The organism is Saccharothrix longispora, assembly GCF_030852425.1.
In the GTDB taxonomy this organism is placed as follows: Bacteria; Actinomycetota; Actinomycetes; order Mycobacteriales; family Pseudonocardiaceae; genus Actinosynnema; species Actinosynnema longispora.
Genome location: NZ_NSDM01000013.1, coordinates 73,712 through 89,930, shown reverse-complemented (window position 1 = coordinate 89,930; position 16,219 = coordinate 73,712). Strand labels below are relative to the sequence as shown.

Sequence of the window (16,219 nt, the reverse complement as noted above, 5' to 3'; positions counted from 1 at the left end):
GAGCGCATACCACACAGGTCGTGCGCACCGCGTTACCGGTGGCGGTGGTGGGCCTGTTGGGGGGTGTTGGTACTACTACCACCCGCCGCACCGCACTGGCGCTGAAAGATTCACCTGACTGGGACCCACGTTGTACCCAGGCAATTGCGCTCGGTACGGTCGCGGGACCGATCCAGAATTGAAATTCCCACACCACGGAGGAAATCGTGGCCCTTCCCCAGCTTACCGAGGAGCAGCGGGCCGCAGCGCTGGAGAAGGCTGCTGCCGCTCGTCGCGCTCGGGCTGAGCTCAAGGAGCGCCTCAAGCGTGGCGGCACGACCCTGACGGACGTGCTGAAGGCCGCCGAGAGCGACGAGGTCCTTGGCAAGATGAAGGTGTCCGCGCTGCTCGAGGCGCTTCCGGGCGTCGGCAAGGTGCGTGCGCAGCAGATCATGGAGCGCCTTGAGATCGCTCCGTCGCGTCGGCTGCGCGGCCTGGGTGAGCGGCAGCGCAAGGCGCTGCTCACCGAGTTCAGCGGCGAGTGAGTGATGGCACCGGGGCGGGGTCGGGCGCACGCGCCCGGCCCCGCCTCACCGTCCTCTCCGGGCCGTCCGGCGTCGGCAAGTCCAGCGTGCTGGCCGAGCTGCGCCGCATGGGACCCGACATCCACTTCAGCGTCTCGGTGACCACCAGGAAGCCGAGGCCGGGCGAGGTCGACGGGGTCCACTACCACTTCGTGGACGTCCAGGAGTTCCGCAAGATGGTCGACAACGGCGAGCTCCTGGAGCACGCCGAGTTCGCCGGCAACTGCTACGGCACCCCCCGCGCGCCCGTCGAACGCGCGCTGACGTCCGGCACGCCGTCCCTGCTGGAGATCGAGCTGCAGGGCGCGCGCCAGGTCAGGGCCGCCATGCCCGAGGCCCAGCTGGTCATGCTGGCCCCCCCGTCGTGGGAGGACCTGGTGGGCCGGCTGACCGGCCGCGGCACCGAGGACCCCGCCGTGGTGGCCCGCCGGCTGGAGATCGCCAGGGAGGAACTGGCGGCCGAACCGGAGTTCGACGAGGTCGTGGTGAACGCCGACGTGAGGTCGGCGGCCACGAGCTTGCTAAACTTGGTGGTCGGCCCGGTGCCCGGCGCGTGAGCGACCACGCGTCGAGCGGCACGGGACGACCCCAGACACACCAACCGCAGGAGCGTTGACGAGTGACCACGCACACCGAGCTGGGCCCGCTGTCGGGTTCCCCGGAGGGCATCACCAACCCGCCGATCGACGACCTGCTGGAGCAGGTCAGCTCGAAGTACGCGCTGGTGATCTACGCGGCCAAGCGGGCGCGGCAGATCAACGACTACTACGCGCAGCTCGGCGAGGGCCTGCTCGAGTACGTCGGCCCGCTGGTCGAGCCGGGCCCGCGCGAGAAGCCGCTGTCCATCGCGCTCCGGGAGATCCACGCGGGTCTCCTCGAGCACACCGAAGGCGAGTGACCCGGACCGAAGGTGCCCCCGACCGTCCCAGGGTGATCCTCGGGGTGGGCGGGGGCATCGCCGCGTACAAGGCCTGCGAGGTGCTGCGCAGGCTCACCGAGTCGGGCCACTCGGTGCGCGTCGTGCCCACCGACGGGGCGCTCAGGTTCGTCGGTGCCGCCACGTTCGAGGCGCTGTCCGGGCAGCCCGTGCAGGCCGGCGTGTTCGAGGACGTCCCCTCCGTGCCGCACGTGAAGCTGGGGCAGACCGCCGACCTGGTCGTCGTCGCCCCCGCCACGGCCAACCTCCTCGCCAAGGCCGCCCACGGCCTCGCCGACGACCTGCTCACCAACACGCTGCTCACCGCGCGCTGCCCCGTGCTGCTGGTCCCGGCGATGCACACCGAGATGTGGGAGCACCCGGCCACGCGGGCCAACGTGGCCCTGCTGCGCTCGCGCGGCGTCGTCGTCGCCGAACCCGCCAGCGGGCGGCTCACCGGCGAGGACACCGGCAAGGGCAGGCTGCCCGAGCCCGCCGAGATCGTCGAGCTGGCCCGGTTGCTGCTGGCGCGCCCCGACGCGCTGCCGCGCGACCTGGAGGGCCTGCACGTCGCCGTGTCCGCCGGCGGCACCCGCGAGGCGCTCGACCCCGTCCGCTACCTGGGCAACCGCTCGTCCGGCCGGCAGGGCTGGGCGCTGGCCCGGGTGGCCGCCCAGCGCGGCGCGCGCGTCACCCTCGTCGCCGCCCACACCGCCGACCTGGTCACCCCCGCGGGCGTCGACCTGGTCCGCGTCGGCTCCGCCGCCGGGCTGCGCGACGCCATGCACGCGGTCGCCGGGACCGCCGACGTGCTGGTGATGGCCGCCGCCGTGGCCGACTTCCGGCCCGCCGCCCTCGTCGAGCACAAGATCAAGAAGACCGACCGCGACCCCGACCCCGTCGCGCTCACCCGCAACCCCGACATCCTCGCCGAGCTCGTCGCCGCCCGTCGGCCCGGCCAGGTCGTCGTCGGGTTCGCCGCCGAGACCGGCGACGCCACGACCGGCGTCCTGGAGTACGGCCGGGCGAAGCTCGCGCGCAAGGGCTGCGACTGGCTCGTCGTCAACGCCGTCGGCGACGGCCGGGCGTTCGAGGTCGAGGACAACGCCGGGTGGCTGCTGTCCGCCGACGGCGCCGAGACGCCTATCCCGCACGGGTCGAAGGCGCAACTGGCGTCCGCAGTGTGGGACGCCATCCGCCCGCGTGCGGAACTTTGAGGCTTCGCCGTCCGAACGCTCAGTAAGCTTGGCAAGCTTGGGGTCCGTACCCGAGATCCAGACAGTTAGGGAGTGCCGTGAGCCAGCACAGCAGCAGGCTGTTCACCAGTGAGTCGGTGACCGAGGGGCACCCTGACAAGATCAGCGACGCGATCAGCGACTCGATCCTGGACGCCCTGCTGGCGAAGGACCCCCGGTCGCGCGTCGCGGTGGAGACGCTGGTCACCACCGGTCAGGTGCACGTCGCGGGCGAGGTGACCACCGAGGCGTACGCGGACATCCCGTCGATCGTGCGCGAGAAGATCGTGGAGATCGGCTACGACTCGTCGGCCAAGGGCTTCGACGGCTACTCCTGCGGTGTGAACGTGGCGATCGGCTCCCAGTCGCCGGACATCGCCCAGGGCGTGGACACCGCCTACGAGGAGCGCCTCGGCGGGGCGTCGGACGACATCGACAAGCAGGGCGCGGGCGACCAGGGCCTGATGTTCGGCTACGCGTGCACGGACACGCCGGAGCTGATGCCGCTGCCGATCGCGCTGGCGCACCGCCTGTCGCGCCGCCTGACCGCGGTGCGCAAGGACGGCACCGTGCCGTACCTGCGCCCGGACGGCAAGACCCAGGTGACCATCGAGTACGCGGGCGACCAGCCGGTCCGCCTGGACACGGTGGTGGTCTCCACCCAGCACGCCGACGGCATCGACCTGGAGAAGCTGCTGGGCGTGGACGTCCGCGAGCACGTGGTCGCCCCCGAGGTCGAGTCCCTGGGCCTGGACACCTCCGACGTGCGTCTGCTGGTCAACCCGACGGGCAGGTTCGTCATCGGCGGTCCGATGGGTGACGCGGGCCTGACCGGCCGCAAGATCATCGTGGACACCTACGGCGGCATGGCGCGACACGGCGGCGGGGCGTTCTCGGGCAAGGACCCGTCGAAGGTGGACCGCTCGGCGGCGTACGCGATGCGCTGGGTGGCGAAGAACGCGGTCGCCGCCGGCCTGGCGACCCGCATCGAGGTCCAGGTGGCCTACGCGATCGGCAAGGCGGCGCCGGTGGGCCTGTTCGTGGAGACGTTCGGCACGGAGACCGTGGACCCGCTCAAGATCCAGCAGGCGATCACGGAGGTGTTCGACCTGCGCCCGGCCGCGATCATCCGCGACCTGGACCTGCTGCGCCCGATCTACGCGCCGACGGCCGCGTACGGCCACTTCGGCCGCACCGACGTGGACCTGCCGTGGGAGGGCACCGACCGCGCGGACGCCCTCCGCGCCGCCGCCGGCGCCTGATCCACCCGCGAGTCGTGCGTCCACGACCCGCGAGTCGTACGTCCAGGACCAGTGAGTCGTACGTCCAGGACCAGTGAGTCGTACGTCCAGGACCAGTGAGTCGTGCGTTCGCGACCGCGCTCCCGGATCGACCGGCTGTCGAGCCGATGCGGGGGTCCCCGCCGGGGACCCCTGCTCGTCATGCCCGTGATCACCTGATCGTGATCTTGCGCCAATCGAACACAAGTTCGATACTCGGTTCCATGGCCCGCACACCGCAGCACCGAGCCCCCGGTCTCCCCGCCTCCGCCACCTCGCCGTGTCGCGGGTCGGCCTGCGTGCGGGACGGTCCGGGCGCGGCCACCCGGGTCGAGGACCGCCGGACCGGTCTCTGGTAGACCTCCACCCGTGGTGGCGGGCAGGGCGAGCGCAAGGCGCGGGGAGCGGGTCCCCGCCGCCTCGCTGCCGGTTGCCCGCGTGTCCGTCGACGTGCCGTTGGCGCACCTCGACCGGCCGTTCGACTACCAGGTGTCCACCGAGCAGGACGCGGACGCGGTGCCCGGCTGCCGGGTCCGGGTGCGGTTCGCCGGGCAGTTGGTCGACGGCTACCTGCTGGAACGGGTCGAATCCTCCGAGTACGGGCGCAAGCTCACGTTCCTCGACAAAGTCATATCGCCGGAACCGGTGCTCTCGCCCGAGGTGGCGGAGCTGGCGCGTGCCGTGGCCGACCGGTACGCGGGGTCGTTGATCGACGTGCTGAGGATGGCCATCCCGCCACGGCACGCGCGGGTCGAGGCGAAGCCGTCCGGCGAGCCGGCGCCCGTGCCGGACGCACCACCGGACACGGGGTGGGCGCGGTACCCGTTCGGGCCCAACCTGCTCGACGCGTTGCGGTCCGGCCGTGCCGCGAGAGCGGTGTGGCAGGCGTTGCCCGCCGAGGACTGGCCGGCGCGGGTGGCCGAGGCGGTGGCCTCCGTGGCGAGCACGGGCAAGGGCGCCCTGGTGGTCGTGCCCGACCACCGCGACCTGGCCAGGTTGCACGCGGCGTGCGCGGCACTGGTCGGCGAGGCCGGCGTGGTGTCGCTCTCGGCGGACCTCGGGCCGTCCGAGCGGTACAAGCGGTGGCTGGCCGTGCGGCGGGGCGCGGTGCGGGTCGTGGTCGGCACGCGCGGGGCGTCGTTCGCGCCCGTGCACGACCTGGGGTTGGTCGCCGTGTGGGACGACGGCGACGACCTGCACACCGAGCCCCGGATGCCGTACCCGAACGTGCGGGACGTGCTGGTGCAGCGCTCCCACCTGACGGGGGCGTCGCTGCTGGTCGGCGGGTTCGCGCGGACCGCCGAGGCGCAACTGCTGGTGGACAGCGGCTGGGCGCACGAGGTGGTGGCCGCGCGCGAGACCCTGCGTGCGGTGGCGCCCCGGGTGGCCGCGGTGGGCGACAACGACTGGCAGGAGGTGAAGGACCCGGCGGCGCGGTCGGCGCGGCTCCCGTCCATCGCCTTCGACGCGGCCCGGGCGGCGCTCGCGGCGGACACCCCGGTCCTGATCCAGGTTCCCCGGCGGGGGTACGTGCCCGCCCTGGCGTGCGGTCAGTGCCGGGCGCCGGCCCGCTGCCGTCGCTGCGCGGGCCCCCTGGCCCTCCCCGGCGGCACCCAGGACGGGGTGCCGAGGCCCGCCTACTGCCGGTGGTGCGGCGCCACCGAGGCGGCGTTCCGCTGCCCGGCCTGCGGCTCCCGGCGCCTCCGGGGGCAGGTCATCGGCGCCCGCCGCACGGCGGAGGAGTTGGGGCGGGCGTTCAGCGGCGTCCCGGTCCGCACCTCGGGCGGGGACGAGGTGCTGTCCACCGTCCCGAGGGGCTCGTCCCTGGTCGTCTCGACCCCCGGCGCCGAACCGGTGGCGGAGGGCGGGTACGGCGCCGCCCTCCTCCTCGACGGCTGGGCCCTGCTCACCCGCGCCGACCTCAGGGCCTCCGAGGAAGCCCTGCGCCGGTGGATGACCGCCGCCGCCCTGGTCCACGAGGCCGGCCGGGTGGTCGTCATCGCCGACTCGTCCCTGGCCCCGGTCCAGGCGCTGGTCCGCTGGGACCCGGTCTGGCACGCCCGCCAGGAGTTGGCGGCCCGGGGGGAACTGGGCTTCCCGCCGGCGGTGCGCATGGCCACCGTCGACGGCTCGCCGGACGCCCTGGCCGGCCTCCTCGGAGAGCTCCGCCTGCCGGCCTCGGGCGAGATCCTGGGCCCCGTCCCCCTGGCAGACGACCGGGAACGCGCCCTGGTCCGGGTGCCCAGGACCGAAGGCCGGGCGCTGGCGGCCACCCTGAGCGAGGTCCAGGCCATTCGCAGCGCCCGCAAGGAGCCGGAGGCCGTCCGGGTCAAGCTCGACCCCCTCGAAGTGCTCTGACCGGGTGGGCCGTGGCGGCCCGGTGGCGGAAGAGGTGGTCGTGGCCGGCGCTCGGTGCGACGATGCGGCCCGTGGAGGACCCGGGCTGGGCGGATGAGACGGCGGTGATCGTGCCGGTGCCCGCCGCCGATCAGGTGGTCGGGCGGTACCGGCGGCGGCTGGACCACTCGGCCGCCTGGGGGGTGCCGGCGCACGTCACCGTGCTCTACCCGTTCGTGCCGCCCCACCTCGTCGACGCCCTCGGGGTGGTCGAGGTGCTCGGCGGGCTGGTCGAGGAGGTCGGGGCGTTCGAGTGCGCGTTCCGGCGCACCGCGTGGTTCGGGGAGGACGTGCTGTGGTTGGCGCCCGAGCCCGCGTCGCCGTTCCGGCGGCTGACCGAGGCGGTGTGGGGGAGGTTCCCCGAGTGCCCGCCCTACGGCGGCGCGTTCGCCGAGACGGTCCCGCACCTCACCGTCGGGAGCACGCCGGTCGGTGGCGTGGCGGCGCTGCGGGACGCCGAGCGCGAACTGGCCGGGGCGCTGCCGTTCCGGGCGGAGGTCGGGCAGGTCCGGCTCATCGCGGGCGGCGACCGGCCCGACTCGTGGCGGACGGTCGCGGAGTGGGACTTGCGACCTCGGGGGGTGCACAGCCCGTCCGAGGTGGAGTAGAAGGAGATGATGCTCCGGTCGACTGTCGCAAGCGTCCTCGCATCCCTCCTCCTCGTCCCGCTCGTCACGAGCCCCGCCCACGCCGCGCGGGAGGCGCCGCGCCTGCCCGAGGCGGTGGGCGTCGGCGGGGTGGTGTCCAGTGTCGACCCCGACGCCTCGCAGATCGGGGTCGACGTGCTCCGGCGCGGCGGCAACGCGGTGGACGCCGCCGTGGCCGTGGCTGCCGCGCTCGGGGTCACCGACCCGTTCTCGGCGGGCATGGGCGGCGGCGGGTTCCTCGTCCACTACGACGCCCGGACGCGGCGGGTGTCCACGCTGGACGGTCGGGAGACGGCGCCCGCGTCGGCCGACGCGGAACTGTTCGTGGAGGACGGGGTCGCGATCCCGTTCGCCGAGGCGGTGACCAGCGGGTTGTCGGTCGGTGTGCCGGGGACTCCCCGGTTGTGGCAGCGGGCGCTGCAGCGGTGGGGCACCTACTCGCTGGACCGGGCGCTGCGTCCCGCGGAGGACCTGGCGCGGCGCGGGTTCACGGTGGACGCGACGTTCCACCGGCAGGTGACGGACAACGCGGCGCGGTTCGCGGACTTCACCTCGACCCGCGCGCTGTACCTGCCGGCCGGCGCGCCGCCCCCGGTCGGCAGCACGTTCCGCAACCCGGATCTCGCCGACACCTACCGCGAGCTGCGACGGGACGGCGTCGACGCGCTGTACCGGGGCGCGGTCGGGCGTGACCTGGTCGCCGCCGTGCGGCAGCCGCCGGTCGTGCCCGGCACGACCCGCGAGGTGCGGCCGGGTGACCTCACCGCCGCCGACCTGCGCCGCTACGACGCCCCGCGGCGCGAACCCGGCCAGGTCCGCTACCGCGGCCTCGACGTGTTCGGCATGGCGCCGCCCTCCTCCGGCGGCACGACGGTCGGCGAAGCCCTCAACATCCTGGAGACCACCGACCCGGGGGCCGAGTCGCCCGTGCAGTACCTCCACCGGTTCCTGGAGGCGTCCCGGCTGTCGTTCGCCGACCGCAACCGCTGGGTGGGCGACCCCGCCTTCGCCGACGTGCCGACCCGGGAACTCCTCTCGCAGCGGTTCGCCGACAGCCGGGCGTGCCTGATCGACCCGACCAAGGCGCTGACCGGCCCCGTCGCCCCCGGTGACCCGCGCAACCCGGTGCCGTGCGGGACGAGCGGCGAGCCGGCCGCGACCCCGTACGAGGGCACGGACACCACGCACCTGACGGTGGCCGACCGGTGGGGCGACGTCGTCGCGTTCACGCTGACCATCGAGCAGGAGGGCGGCAGCGGCATCGTGGTGCCCGGCCGCGGGTTCCTGCTGAACAACGAGCTGACCGACTTCTCCTTCACCCCCGTCACGCCCGGGGTGCCCGACCCGAACCTGCCCGGTCCCGGCAAGCGGCCGCGCTCGTCGATGTCGCCGACGATCGTCCTCGACCACGGCACACCGGTGCTGGCCCTCGGTTCGCCGGGCGGCGCGAGCATCATCACCACCGTCCTCCAGGTGCTGATCGGGCGCCTGGACCGCGGTCAGCCGCTCGTGCAGGCCATCGCGGCGCCGCGCGCCTCCCAGCGCAACACCGCGAGCACGCAGGCCGAAGCCGCCTTCCTGGCCGCTCCCGAGGCCCAGCCGCTGCGCGACCTGGGGCACCGCTTCACCTCGTCGGGCGAGATCGGTGCCGTCACCGCCGTGGAACGCCTGCCCGACGGCCGCTGGCGCGCGGCCGCCGAACCGACGAGGCGTGGCGGCGGCGCGGCCCGCGCGGTCCTGCCCTCACGCCCCTGACCGGTCGCAGGCGACCGGCCCGGCGGTCGGTGGTGCCGCACGCGGGCCTCATCCCCGGGGATGAGGCCCGCTCGCTACTCCGAGTGGACGCACGCGCAGGCCCCGGGGGGAGAACCTGGAGGCACGAACGAGACGAGGAGCCGGCGATGACCACCATCCCGATGACCACCATCCCGATGACCACCAGGCAGGTCATCGACAGGCCGACCACCCGCGGGGCGACCGGCCACGGCACGACGGCGCGCGGGGCCTCGGGCGCGGCCACGGCGGCCCGCTTCGTCGGCCACTTCGCCGCCGCCCTGGTCGGGGTCGCCTTCCTCGGCCGTGACCTGGAGCACTGACCCCGCTTTCGTAGACTGGGCGACCGAGGCCCAGTGCGAGGAGAGCGCGTGACCGTCCAACCGATCCGGCTGTTCGGCGACCCGGTGCTGCGCACGCCCGCCGTCGAGGTCACCGACTTCGACGCGGAGCTGCGCAAGCTGGTCAAGGACCTGTGGGACACGATGAGCGAGGCCGGCGGCGCCGGGATCGCGGCGCCCCAGCTGGGCGTGGGGCTGCGGGTGTTCACCTACCACTGCGACGGCTTCGCCGGCCACCTGGTCAACCCGACGTTCGACGTGGTCGGCGACGAGTACCAGGACGGCCCGGAGGGCTGCCTGTCCATCCCCGGCATGTCGTGGGACTGCCGCCGCCACCGCCGGGTCGTGGCCCGCGGCTTCACCATGCACGGCGAGCCGGTCGAGGTCGAGGGCACGGACCTGCTGGCGCGCTGCATCCAGCACGAGGTCGACCACCTGGACGGCGTGCTGTTCCTGGACCGGCTGGACGACGCGACGCGCAAGGAGGCCATGCGGGCCATCCGGCAGCAGTCGTGGTTCGACGGCGGGATGCCGACGATGAAGCAGTCGCCGCACCCGTTGTTCGGCGGGGCGAGCTAGCCGGGGGACGCTCTCCTAGACTTGTCGTCTGCCCCGACGCTAGGAGAGTGCGTGTTCGTCCAAGCCAGTCCGCGGTACCACCGGAGCCACCTGCCGTCCGGAGGGGCCTGACATGCGCCTGGTCTTCGCCGGCACGCCCGAGCCGGCGCTGCCGTCGCTGCGCGCCCTCCTGGAGTCCGACCGGCACGAGGTGGTGGCCGTGGTCACCCGGCCCGACGCGCCGGCCGGTCGGGGCCGCCGGGTCGAGCGCTCGCCGGTCGCGGCCCTGGCCGACGAGCACGGCATCGAGGTGCTGACCCCGCCCAGGGCGGGTGACCCGGCGTTCCTGGCGCGGCTGCGCGAGTTGGCGCCCGACCTGTGCCCGGTCGTCGCCTACGGTGCGCTGCTGCCCGAGTCCGCGCTCGCCATCCCCACCCACGGGTGGGTGAACCTGCACTTCTCGGTGCTGCCCGCGTGGCGTGGCGCGGCGCCCGTGCAGGCGGCCGTGCGGCACGGGGACGACATCACCGGTGCGACGACGTTCCGGATCGTGAAGGCGCTGGACGCCGGTCCCGTGTTCGGCGTGGTCACCGAGCGGGTGCGCGAGCGCGACACGGCCGGTGACCTGCTCGGCAGGCTCGCCGAGTCGGGCGCGAAGCTACTGCTGTCCACTGTGGACGGGATCGCGGACGGCACGCTGCGGCCCGTGGAGCAGCCCGAGGAGGGCGTGAGCCACGCCCCGAAGGTGACCGTGGACGACGCGCGGCTGGACTTCTCCACGCCCGCCGCGGCGCTGGACCGGGTGGCCCGCGCGGTCACCCCGGACCCGGGCGCGTGGGCGGAGTTCCGCGGTGAACGGCTCAAGCTCGGCCCGGTGACCCCGGTCGAGGCGGACGACCCGCTCGCGCCCGGCGAGGTCCGGGTGGAGCGCACGCGCGTGCTGGTGGGCACGGCCACCGGACCGGTGGTGCTGGGTGACGTGCAGGCACAGGGCAAGAAGCGGATGGCGGCCACCGACTGGGCGCGCGGCGTCCGGGTCGAGGCAGGGGAGCGGATCTCATGACCCAGCGTTCATCACGGCCCTCGCGCCCCGACCGGCCCCACCCGCCGCGCCGGCGGACCGGCCCGGCGCGTCCCCCGGTGGAGGACCCGGCCCGCCTGGCCGCGCTCGACACGCTGCGCGCGGTGCGCCAGCGCGACTCCTACGCCAACCTCGTGCTGCCCGGCCTGCTGCGCGACCGCCGGATCACCGGGCGGGACGCGGCGCTGGCCACCGAGCTGACCTACGGCTCGCTGCGCGCCCAGGGCCTGCTGGACGCGGTGCTGACCAGCTGCTCCGACCGCCCGCTGTCGGAAGTGGACGGGGCGGTGCTGGACGCGTTGCGGCTGGGCGCCTACCAGCTGCTGCGCACCCGCGTCCCGGCGCACGCCGCGGTCGCCTCGACCGTGGACCTGGTGCGCGCGGCGATGGGGTCCGGCGCGGCCGGGTTCGCCAACGCCGTGCTGCGCCGCGTCACCGCCCAGGACGAGCAGGGCTGGGTCGACGAGGTCGCGCCCGACGAGGAGACCGACCCGATCGGCTACCAGGCGATGGCCAACGCCCACCCGCGGTGGATCGCGCAGGCGTTCGCCGAGGCGCTGGGCAGCCGCGGCGAGCCGCTGCGGGACGCCCTGGTCGCCGACGACACCAGGCCCGCCGTGCACCTGGCGGCGCGGCCGGGCCAGTGCAGCTCGGACGAGCTGGCCGCGATGACCGGCGGCGACGTGGCCCCGTACTCGCCGTACGGGGTGCACCTGGAGCCGGGGTCGGGCGACCCGGGCGACCTCGACGCGGTGCGCGAGCGGCTCGCCACCGTGCAGGACGAGGGCAGCCAGCTGTGCGCGGTGGCGTTGACGAAGGCCCCGCTGGAGGGGCCCGACGAGCGGTGGCTGGACCTGTGCGCGGGTCCGGGCGGCAAGGCCGTGATGCTGGCCTCGCTGGCGACCCTGTCCGGCGCGTCGCTGGACGCGGTGGAGAAGGCGCCGCACCGCGCGGACCTGATCCGCAAGGCCGCGGGCGACCTGCCGATCGCGGTGCACGTCGGCGACGGCCGCGAGTCGGGGCTGCCGGCGGGGTCGTTCGACCGGGTGCTGGTCGACGCGCCGTGCACGGGCCTGGGCGCGCTGCGCAGGCGGCCGGAGGCGCGGTGGCGGCGGCAGCCGTCGGACGTCGCGCCGCTGGCCCGCCTCCAGCGCGAGCTGTTGACGGCCGCGCTGGAGCTGGTGCGGCCCGGCGGGGTCGTGGCGTACGTGGTGTGCTCGCCGCACCTGTCGGAGACGGTCGGCGTGGTCGCGGACGTGGCCCGGCGGACCGGCGCGGAACGGCTGGACACGCGGGAGTTCTTCCCCGGTGTGCCGGACCTGGGCGACGGGCCGCAGGTGCAGCTGTGGCCGCACCTGCACGGCACGGACGCCATGTTCTGCGCCCTGCTGCGCCGACCCGCGTGACGGTGGGCCCGGTGGGGGGCGGCCCGGTGGTGGGTCTGGTCGCGTCGGCGGCCGGCGGGGTCGAGCGGTGGCTGGCGGACGGGCTCGCCCGGCCGCTGGCCGAACGCGGGTGGCGGGTGGCGATCACGGTGACGCCCACCGCCGCCCGGTGGCTCGAACCCCACCTGGACGCCCTCCAAAGCACGACCGACCTGCCGGTGCGCTGGACGTCCCGCCTGCCGACCGAGCCCAAGCCGCACCCGGTGCCCGACGCGTTCGCGTTCGCCCCGGCCACGGCGAACTCGCTGGCCAAGCTCGCCCTCGGCGTCGGCGACAACCAGGCGCTCACCGTGCTGTGCGAGGGCTTGGGGCGCGGCACCCCGATGGTGGTGCTGCCGCAACTGTCGGAGGACCAGGCCGGCCACCCGGCGCACCGCGGGCACCTGGCCGTGCTGCGGTCCGCGGGGGTGGTGCTCGCCGCAGACCTCGCGGCGGTGCTCGCGGAACTCGACCGGGTCGCGCGGCCCCGCGGGTGAGGGGTCGTGGCGCGGGGCGGGTGAATTGACAGTCGGTCGAGGCGCGTAGCAGGCTTGATCGTGTCGAATTTGCACGGCCGGGATCGTGAGTGGGCTTCGGTTCTCCGCTTCCTGTCCGCCCCCGGTGGCCTGCTGGCCATCGACGGTCCGCCGTGCTCCGGCAAGACGCTCCTGCTGCACGAGGCGGTCCGCGCCGCCCGCGACCGCGGCTACTCCGTCGTCCTGGTCGCCGGCGAGCACCTGGCGGGCTCGGCCGACGTGGCCCGCGCCCTGGAGCGCGTCGGGGTCGACCGGGGCGCGCGCCCGCTGATCGCCGTCGACCAGGCGCACCGCGACCCGGCCTCGGTCCTCGCGCTGTTATCCGGCCTGGGGGAGCACCGGGTCACGGTCCTGCTCGCGCTGTCCGGCGCGTTCGCGGGCGCCGAGGTGCGCCGCGCGGTGGCCGCCGCCGGGGAGGTGCTGCTGCTCGGACCGGTCGCCGACGACGTGGTCGAGGCACTGGTGCGGGCCCAGCTCGACGCCGCGCCCACCGCCGAGCTGGCCGCGCTCACGGCCGCCGCCGGCGGCAACCCGCGCCTGGTCGCCGAACTGGTCGCCGGGTTGCGGGAGGAGGGGCAGCTGGAGGTCCGTGACGGCGTGGCCCGGCTGCACGGCGGGTGGCTGCCGCAGCGGGTGACCGCCCTGGTGCGCGGACAGGCCGACTCGCTCTCCGCCAAGGCCACCCAGGTGCTGCGGGTCGCCGCCGTGATCGGCAGGTCGTTCCGGCTCGCGGACGTGGCCACGATGGTGGGCGAGACCACGGGCGCGCTGCTGCTCGCGGTGGACGAGCTGCTGGCTTCGGGCCTGGTGGTGTGCGTCGACGAACGGCTGGGGTTCGCCTCCGCGCTGGTGTGGCGCGCCGTGGTGGAGTCGATGCCCGCCTCGGTGCTGCACGCCCTGCGGCACGACGCGGCGGTGCTGCGGACGGCGCTGGGGGACGTGCCGCGCGTCGAGGGGGCGCCGTGCGCCGGGGAGCAGCCGGCGGGGGACGCGGACCGCGACCGGGTGGCCGTGCGCGGCGTCCGCGCGCTCGCCGCGGGCGGCAGGCTGGGGTCCGCCATCGCGCTGGCCCGCGACAGCCTCGCCGGCCGGGTCTACGCGGGTGGGGCGGCCGAGCTGCGCGTGGTGCTGGCGGGCATCCTGCTCGCCGACGGGCGCCCGGCCGACGCGGTGACCGAGCTGGAGCACGCGCTGGTCACCACCGGGGTCCCCGGCCCGCTGCGCAGGCTCGCCGCGGCGGGCCGCCTGCTGTCGCTGTACTTCGCCGGCGGCAGCCGGGCGGGCGCCCACGCCCTGTCCGTGCTGACCTCCCGCGACCGGGAGCCCAGCGACGCCGACGTGGTGATGGCCGCGACCGTCCACTCGTGCCTGGAGTGGAGTTCCGGGAACCTCGCCGAGGGCGTGTACTGGGGTCGCGAGTCGACCCGCTGGGAGGTGGACCGGCCCACCGCGTGGTGGCAGTCGCAGTCGGCGGTGTCGTTCGCGCTGAAGCTGTCCGCGCTGGGCGAGTTCGACGACGCCGAGCGCCTGGTCCGCGACGACCGCCCGGTCGGGGAGGACCCGGCGGGGGAAGGTCCGGCCGGGGGAGATCCCGACGAGGGCTCCGGCGGCGTTCCCCCGGACGAGGCGGTGACCGGCGGCGCGCCCGCGGCGCGCACCATCGCGCGGGCCAGGGTGCTGACCCAGGCGGGCCGGCTCGGGCCGGCCGGGGTGGCCGCGCGGGCGGGCCTGGCGGAGGCGTGCGACCGGGGCCTGCGGCTGCTGGTGCCGCTCGCCTCGACGGTGCTCGCGACGGTCGCGGTCCTCCGCGGCGAGGTCGCGGCGGCGGCCGAGCACGTGCGCCGCTACCGGGGCGACCTCGCGGCGGGCGAGGCGGTGCTGCACTCCGGGCAGTACGACTGGGTGGAACTGCTCGTCGCGCACGCCCGGGCAGGGCCGGGCCGGGCCGTGGAGCTGGCCGGGCGGCGGGTGGCCGACGCGGACGCGGCGCGGCGGATGCTCGTCGAGGAACCGGGCGCGGCGGCGTGGCTGGTGCGGCTCGCGCTCACCGTGGGCGACAGCGGCCTCGCGGCCGACGTCGTGGCCGCGGCCGAGGACCTGGCGGCGGACAACCCCGGGTTCACCGCCGTGTCCGTGGCCGCCGGGCACGCCCGCGCCCTGCTCGACCGGGACGTCGACGGGCTGCTGGAGGTCGCGGACCGGCACCGCCACCCGTGGGCCAGGGCCACCGCCAACGAGGACCTGGCCGTGCTGTTCGACGAGGCCGGCCGGACCGAGCGGGCCGCCGCGCACGCCGCGCTCGCCCTGGGCGCCTTCGAGCGGATGGGCGCGGACGGCGAGGCGCAGCGGCTGCGCCGGGGCCCCGGTCGCGCCGGGGCGGGCGGTGCCGGCGTCGCGGACTGGCAGCGGCTGTCCGAGCCGGAACGCGACATCGCCCGGCTCGTCGGCGCGGGCCTGACCAACCGGCAGGTCGCCCGGCAGCTCTACCTGTCGCCGCACACGGTGAACTACCACCTGCGGGGGATCTTCCGGAAGCTCGGCATCAGCTCGCGGGTCGAGCTGGCGCGGCTCGCGCACGAGCAGGAGACCTCGTCGGTCTGACCGGACCCGTCACGAGCCCCGCGGGGCGGGCTCCCGGCGGGTCAGGCGCCCAGCGCGTCCGACACCGGGTCGCCCAGCAGGAACCGCACCTCGTCCGCCACCCGGCGCGCGTCGGAGGGCGCGACCACGGCGCAGTGCACGCCGTGCGCCGCGACCTCCACCGCCAGGCACTCGGTGTAGGCGATGGCCGCCGCGCGCGACGCCACGTAGGCCGAGATCCCCGACCGGGGCACGGCCACGGCGTGCGCGGGCACCATCACGATCGTCCCGTGACCGCGCACGACCATGCGGGCGGCCACCGCGCGAGAGGTGTTGAACACACCGTCCACGTTGACCGCGAAGCTGCGCGCCCAGTCCTCGTCGGTGATCGACAGCACCGGGCCGGGCCGCAGCGCGCTCGCCACGGCCACCAGCGCGTCGATGGCCCCGAACTGGCGCTCCACCTGGTCGACCAGCGCGTCGACGGCGGCGCCGGAGGCCACGTCCACCTGCCTGCCGGCGACCCGCACCCCGGCGGCGTGCAGCTGTTCGACGAGGTCGGCGAGCCGCGCGCCGTCGCTGTCCACGGCCGCCACCAGCACGCCCTGCCGGGCCAGCACCTCGACGACCTCGCCGCCCAGCGGCGAGCACGCTCCGGTCACCAGCGCGACCCGGTGCCGCGATTCGGCGTTCATCCCCAAGCTCCCAGTTCCTGCCCCCGCCCGAAGGTAACGGCCACCACACCCCGGGGGAACTACCCGCGTGAGTAGTCGGACGACACCCGGTCGACGCACCGGATTCCACGATCGGGTGGCGGGTGGGACGTGCCTCCCGGCGCGGCGGCGGGGGGCGGGAAGCCTAGACTCACGAGCCGTGGTCCACCAGCCG

At 75.3% G+C, this 16,219-nt stretch carries 15 protein-coding genes; 14 read left to right on the top strand and 1 reads right to left on the bottom strand.

Going from position 1 to position 16,219, the window contains the following annotated elements; translation table 11 throughout:
• Positions 1-206: 206 nt before the first annotated feature.
• The 14 genes from mihF to CKY47_RS27455 all read left to right on the top strand — a co-directional run bounded on the left by mihF (position 207) and on the right by CKY47_RS27455 (position 15,352).
• Positions 207-524 carry an integration host factor, actinobacterial type gene (mihF, locus tag CKY47_RS27520; RefSeq protein WP_033427832.1) on the top strand — a complete coding sequence of 106 codons (318 nt, stop codon included), beginning with the start codon at positions 207-209 and terminating at the stop codon, positions 522-524.
• A complete protein-coding gene (gene gmk, locus CKY47_RS27515) occupies positions 521-1,120 on the top strand; it encodes a guanylate kinase (RefSeq protein ID WP_306749208.1) in 600 nt (199 codons plus the stop codon). Before mihF ends, gmk begins: the two co-directional genes overlap by 4 nt.
• Positions 1,121-1,182: 62 nt before the next feature.
• A complete protein-coding gene (gene rpoZ / locus CKY47_RS27510) occupies positions 1,183-1,461 on the top strand; it encodes a DNA-directed RNA polymerase subunit omega (RefSeq protein WP_015103666.1) in 279 nt (92 codons plus the stop codon).
• Between the two features lie 32 nt (positions 1,462-1,493).
• The gene (gene coaBC / locus CKY47_RS27505; RefSeq protein WP_306749207.1) at positions 1,494-2,696 is read left to right on the top strand and encodes a bifunctional phosphopantothenoylcysteine decarboxylase/phosphopantothenate--cysteine ligase CoaBC; all 1,203 of its coding nucleotides are present in this window, start codon (positions 1,494-1,496) and stop codon (positions 2,694-2,696) included.
• Positions 2,697-2,773: 77 nt separating this feature from the next.
• A complete protein-coding gene (gene metK, locus CKY47_RS27500; protein ID WP_306749206.1) occupies positions 2,774-3,976 on the top strand; it encodes a methionine adenosyltransferase in 1,203 nt (400 codons plus the stop codon).
• 390 nt (positions 3,977-4,366) lie between these two features.
• Entirely contained in the window at positions 4,367-6,352 is a 1,986-nt protein-coding gene (locus CKY47_RS27495) for a primosomal protein N' (RefSeq protein ID WP_306749429.1), read from the top strand.
• A 62-nt stretch (positions 6,353-6,414) separates the two neighbouring features.
• Positions 6,415-6,999 carry a 2'-5' RNA ligase family protein gene (locus CKY47_RS27490; protein WP_371320739.1) on the top strand — a complete coding sequence of 195 codons (585 nt, stop codon included), beginning with the start codon at positions 6,415-6,417 and terminating at the stop codon, positions 6,997-6,999.
• A 9-nt stretch (positions 7,000-7,008) separates the two neighbouring features.
• Complete coding sequence (gene ggt, locus CKY47_RS27485; RefSeq protein WP_306749204.1) at positions 7,009-8,793, top strand: gamma-glutamyltransferase; 1,785 nt, start codon at positions 7,009-7,011, stop codon at positions 8,791-8,793.
• A 146-nt stretch (positions 8,794-8,939) separates the two neighbouring features.
• Positions 8,940-9,134, top strand: a complete 195-nt coding sequence (locus CKY47_RS27480; RefSeq protein WP_306749203.1) for a hypothetical protein — start codon at positions 8,940-8,942, stop codon at positions 9,132-9,134.
• Positions 9,135-9,182: 48 nt separating this feature from the next.
• Positions 9,183-9,731: a peptide deformylase gene (gene def, locus CKY47_RS27475; protein WP_306749202.1), complete on the top strand. Its 549-nt coding sequence runs from the start codon at positions 9,183-9,185 to the stop codon at positions 9,729-9,731.
• A gap of 112 nt (positions 9,732-9,843) precedes the next feature.
• Positions 9,844-10,773 carry a methionyl-tRNA formyltransferase gene (fmt, locus tag CKY47_RS27470; RefSeq protein WP_306749201.1) on the top strand — a complete coding sequence of 310 codons (930 nt, stop codon included), beginning with the start codon at positions 9,844-9,846 and terminating at the stop codon, positions 10,771-10,773.
• The gene (locus CKY47_RS27465; RefSeq protein ID WP_306749200.1) at positions 10,770-12,197 is read left to right on the top strand and encodes an RsmB/NOP family class I SAM-dependent RNA methyltransferase; all 1,428 of its coding nucleotides are present in this window, start codon (positions 10,770-10,772) and stop codon (positions 12,195-12,197) included. The genes fmt and CKY47_RS27465 overlap by 4 nt, the downstream gene beginning before the upstream one ends.
• An 11-nt stretch (positions 12,198-12,208) precedes the next feature.
• On the top strand, positions 12,209-12,712 hold the full coding sequence (locus tag CKY47_RS27460; protein ID WP_306749199.1) for a flavoprotein: 504 nt from the start codon (positions 12,209-12,211) through the stop codon (positions 12,710-12,712).
• Positions 12,713-12,772: 60 nt separating this feature from the next.
• Positions 12,773-15,352: a helix-turn-helix transcriptional regulator gene (locus tag CKY47_RS27455; RefSeq protein ID WP_306749198.1), complete on the top strand. Its 2,580-nt coding sequence runs from the start codon at positions 12,773-12,775 to the stop codon at positions 15,350-15,352.
• Between the two features lie 41 nt (positions 15,353-15,393).
• Here the strand turns inward: CKY47_RS27455 and CKY47_RS27450 are convergent, their stop codons facing one another.
• Positions 15,394-16,026 carry an SDR family NAD(P)-dependent oxidoreductase gene (locus CKY47_RS27450; protein ID WP_306749197.1) on the bottom strand — a complete coding sequence of 211 codons (633 nt, stop codon included), beginning with the start codon at positions 16,024-16,026 and terminating at the stop codon, positions 15,394-15,396.
• Between the last annotated feature and the right edge of the window lie 193 nt (positions 16,027-16,219).

Excerpts from the sequence above, each read along its gene's own strand:
- CKY47_RS27490 (WP_371320739.1), top strand. The coding sequence starts at position 6,415 with ATGCGGCCCGTGGAGGACCCGGGCTGGGCGGATGAGACGGCGGTGATC.
- ggt (WP_306749204.1), top strand. The coding sequence starts at position 7,009 with ATGCTCCGGTCGACTGTCGCAAGCGTCCTCGCATCCCTCCTCCTCGTC.
- CKY47_RS27480 (WP_306749203.1), top strand. The coding sequence starts at position 8,940 with ATGACCACCATCCCGATGACCACCATCCCGATGACCACCAGGCAGGTC.
- fmt (WP_306749201.1), top strand. The coding sequence starts at position 9,844 with ATGCGCCTGGTCTTCGCCGGCACGCCCGAGCCGGCGCTGCCGTCGCTG.
- CKY47_RS27465 (WP_306749200.1), top strand. The coding sequence starts at position 10,770 with ATGACCCAGCGTTCATCACGGCCCTCGCGCCCCGACCGGCCCCACCCG.
- CKY47_RS27450 (WP_306749197.1), bottom strand. The coding sequence starts at position 16,026 with ATGAACGCCGAATCGCGGCACCGGGTCGCGCTGGTGACCGGAGCGTGC.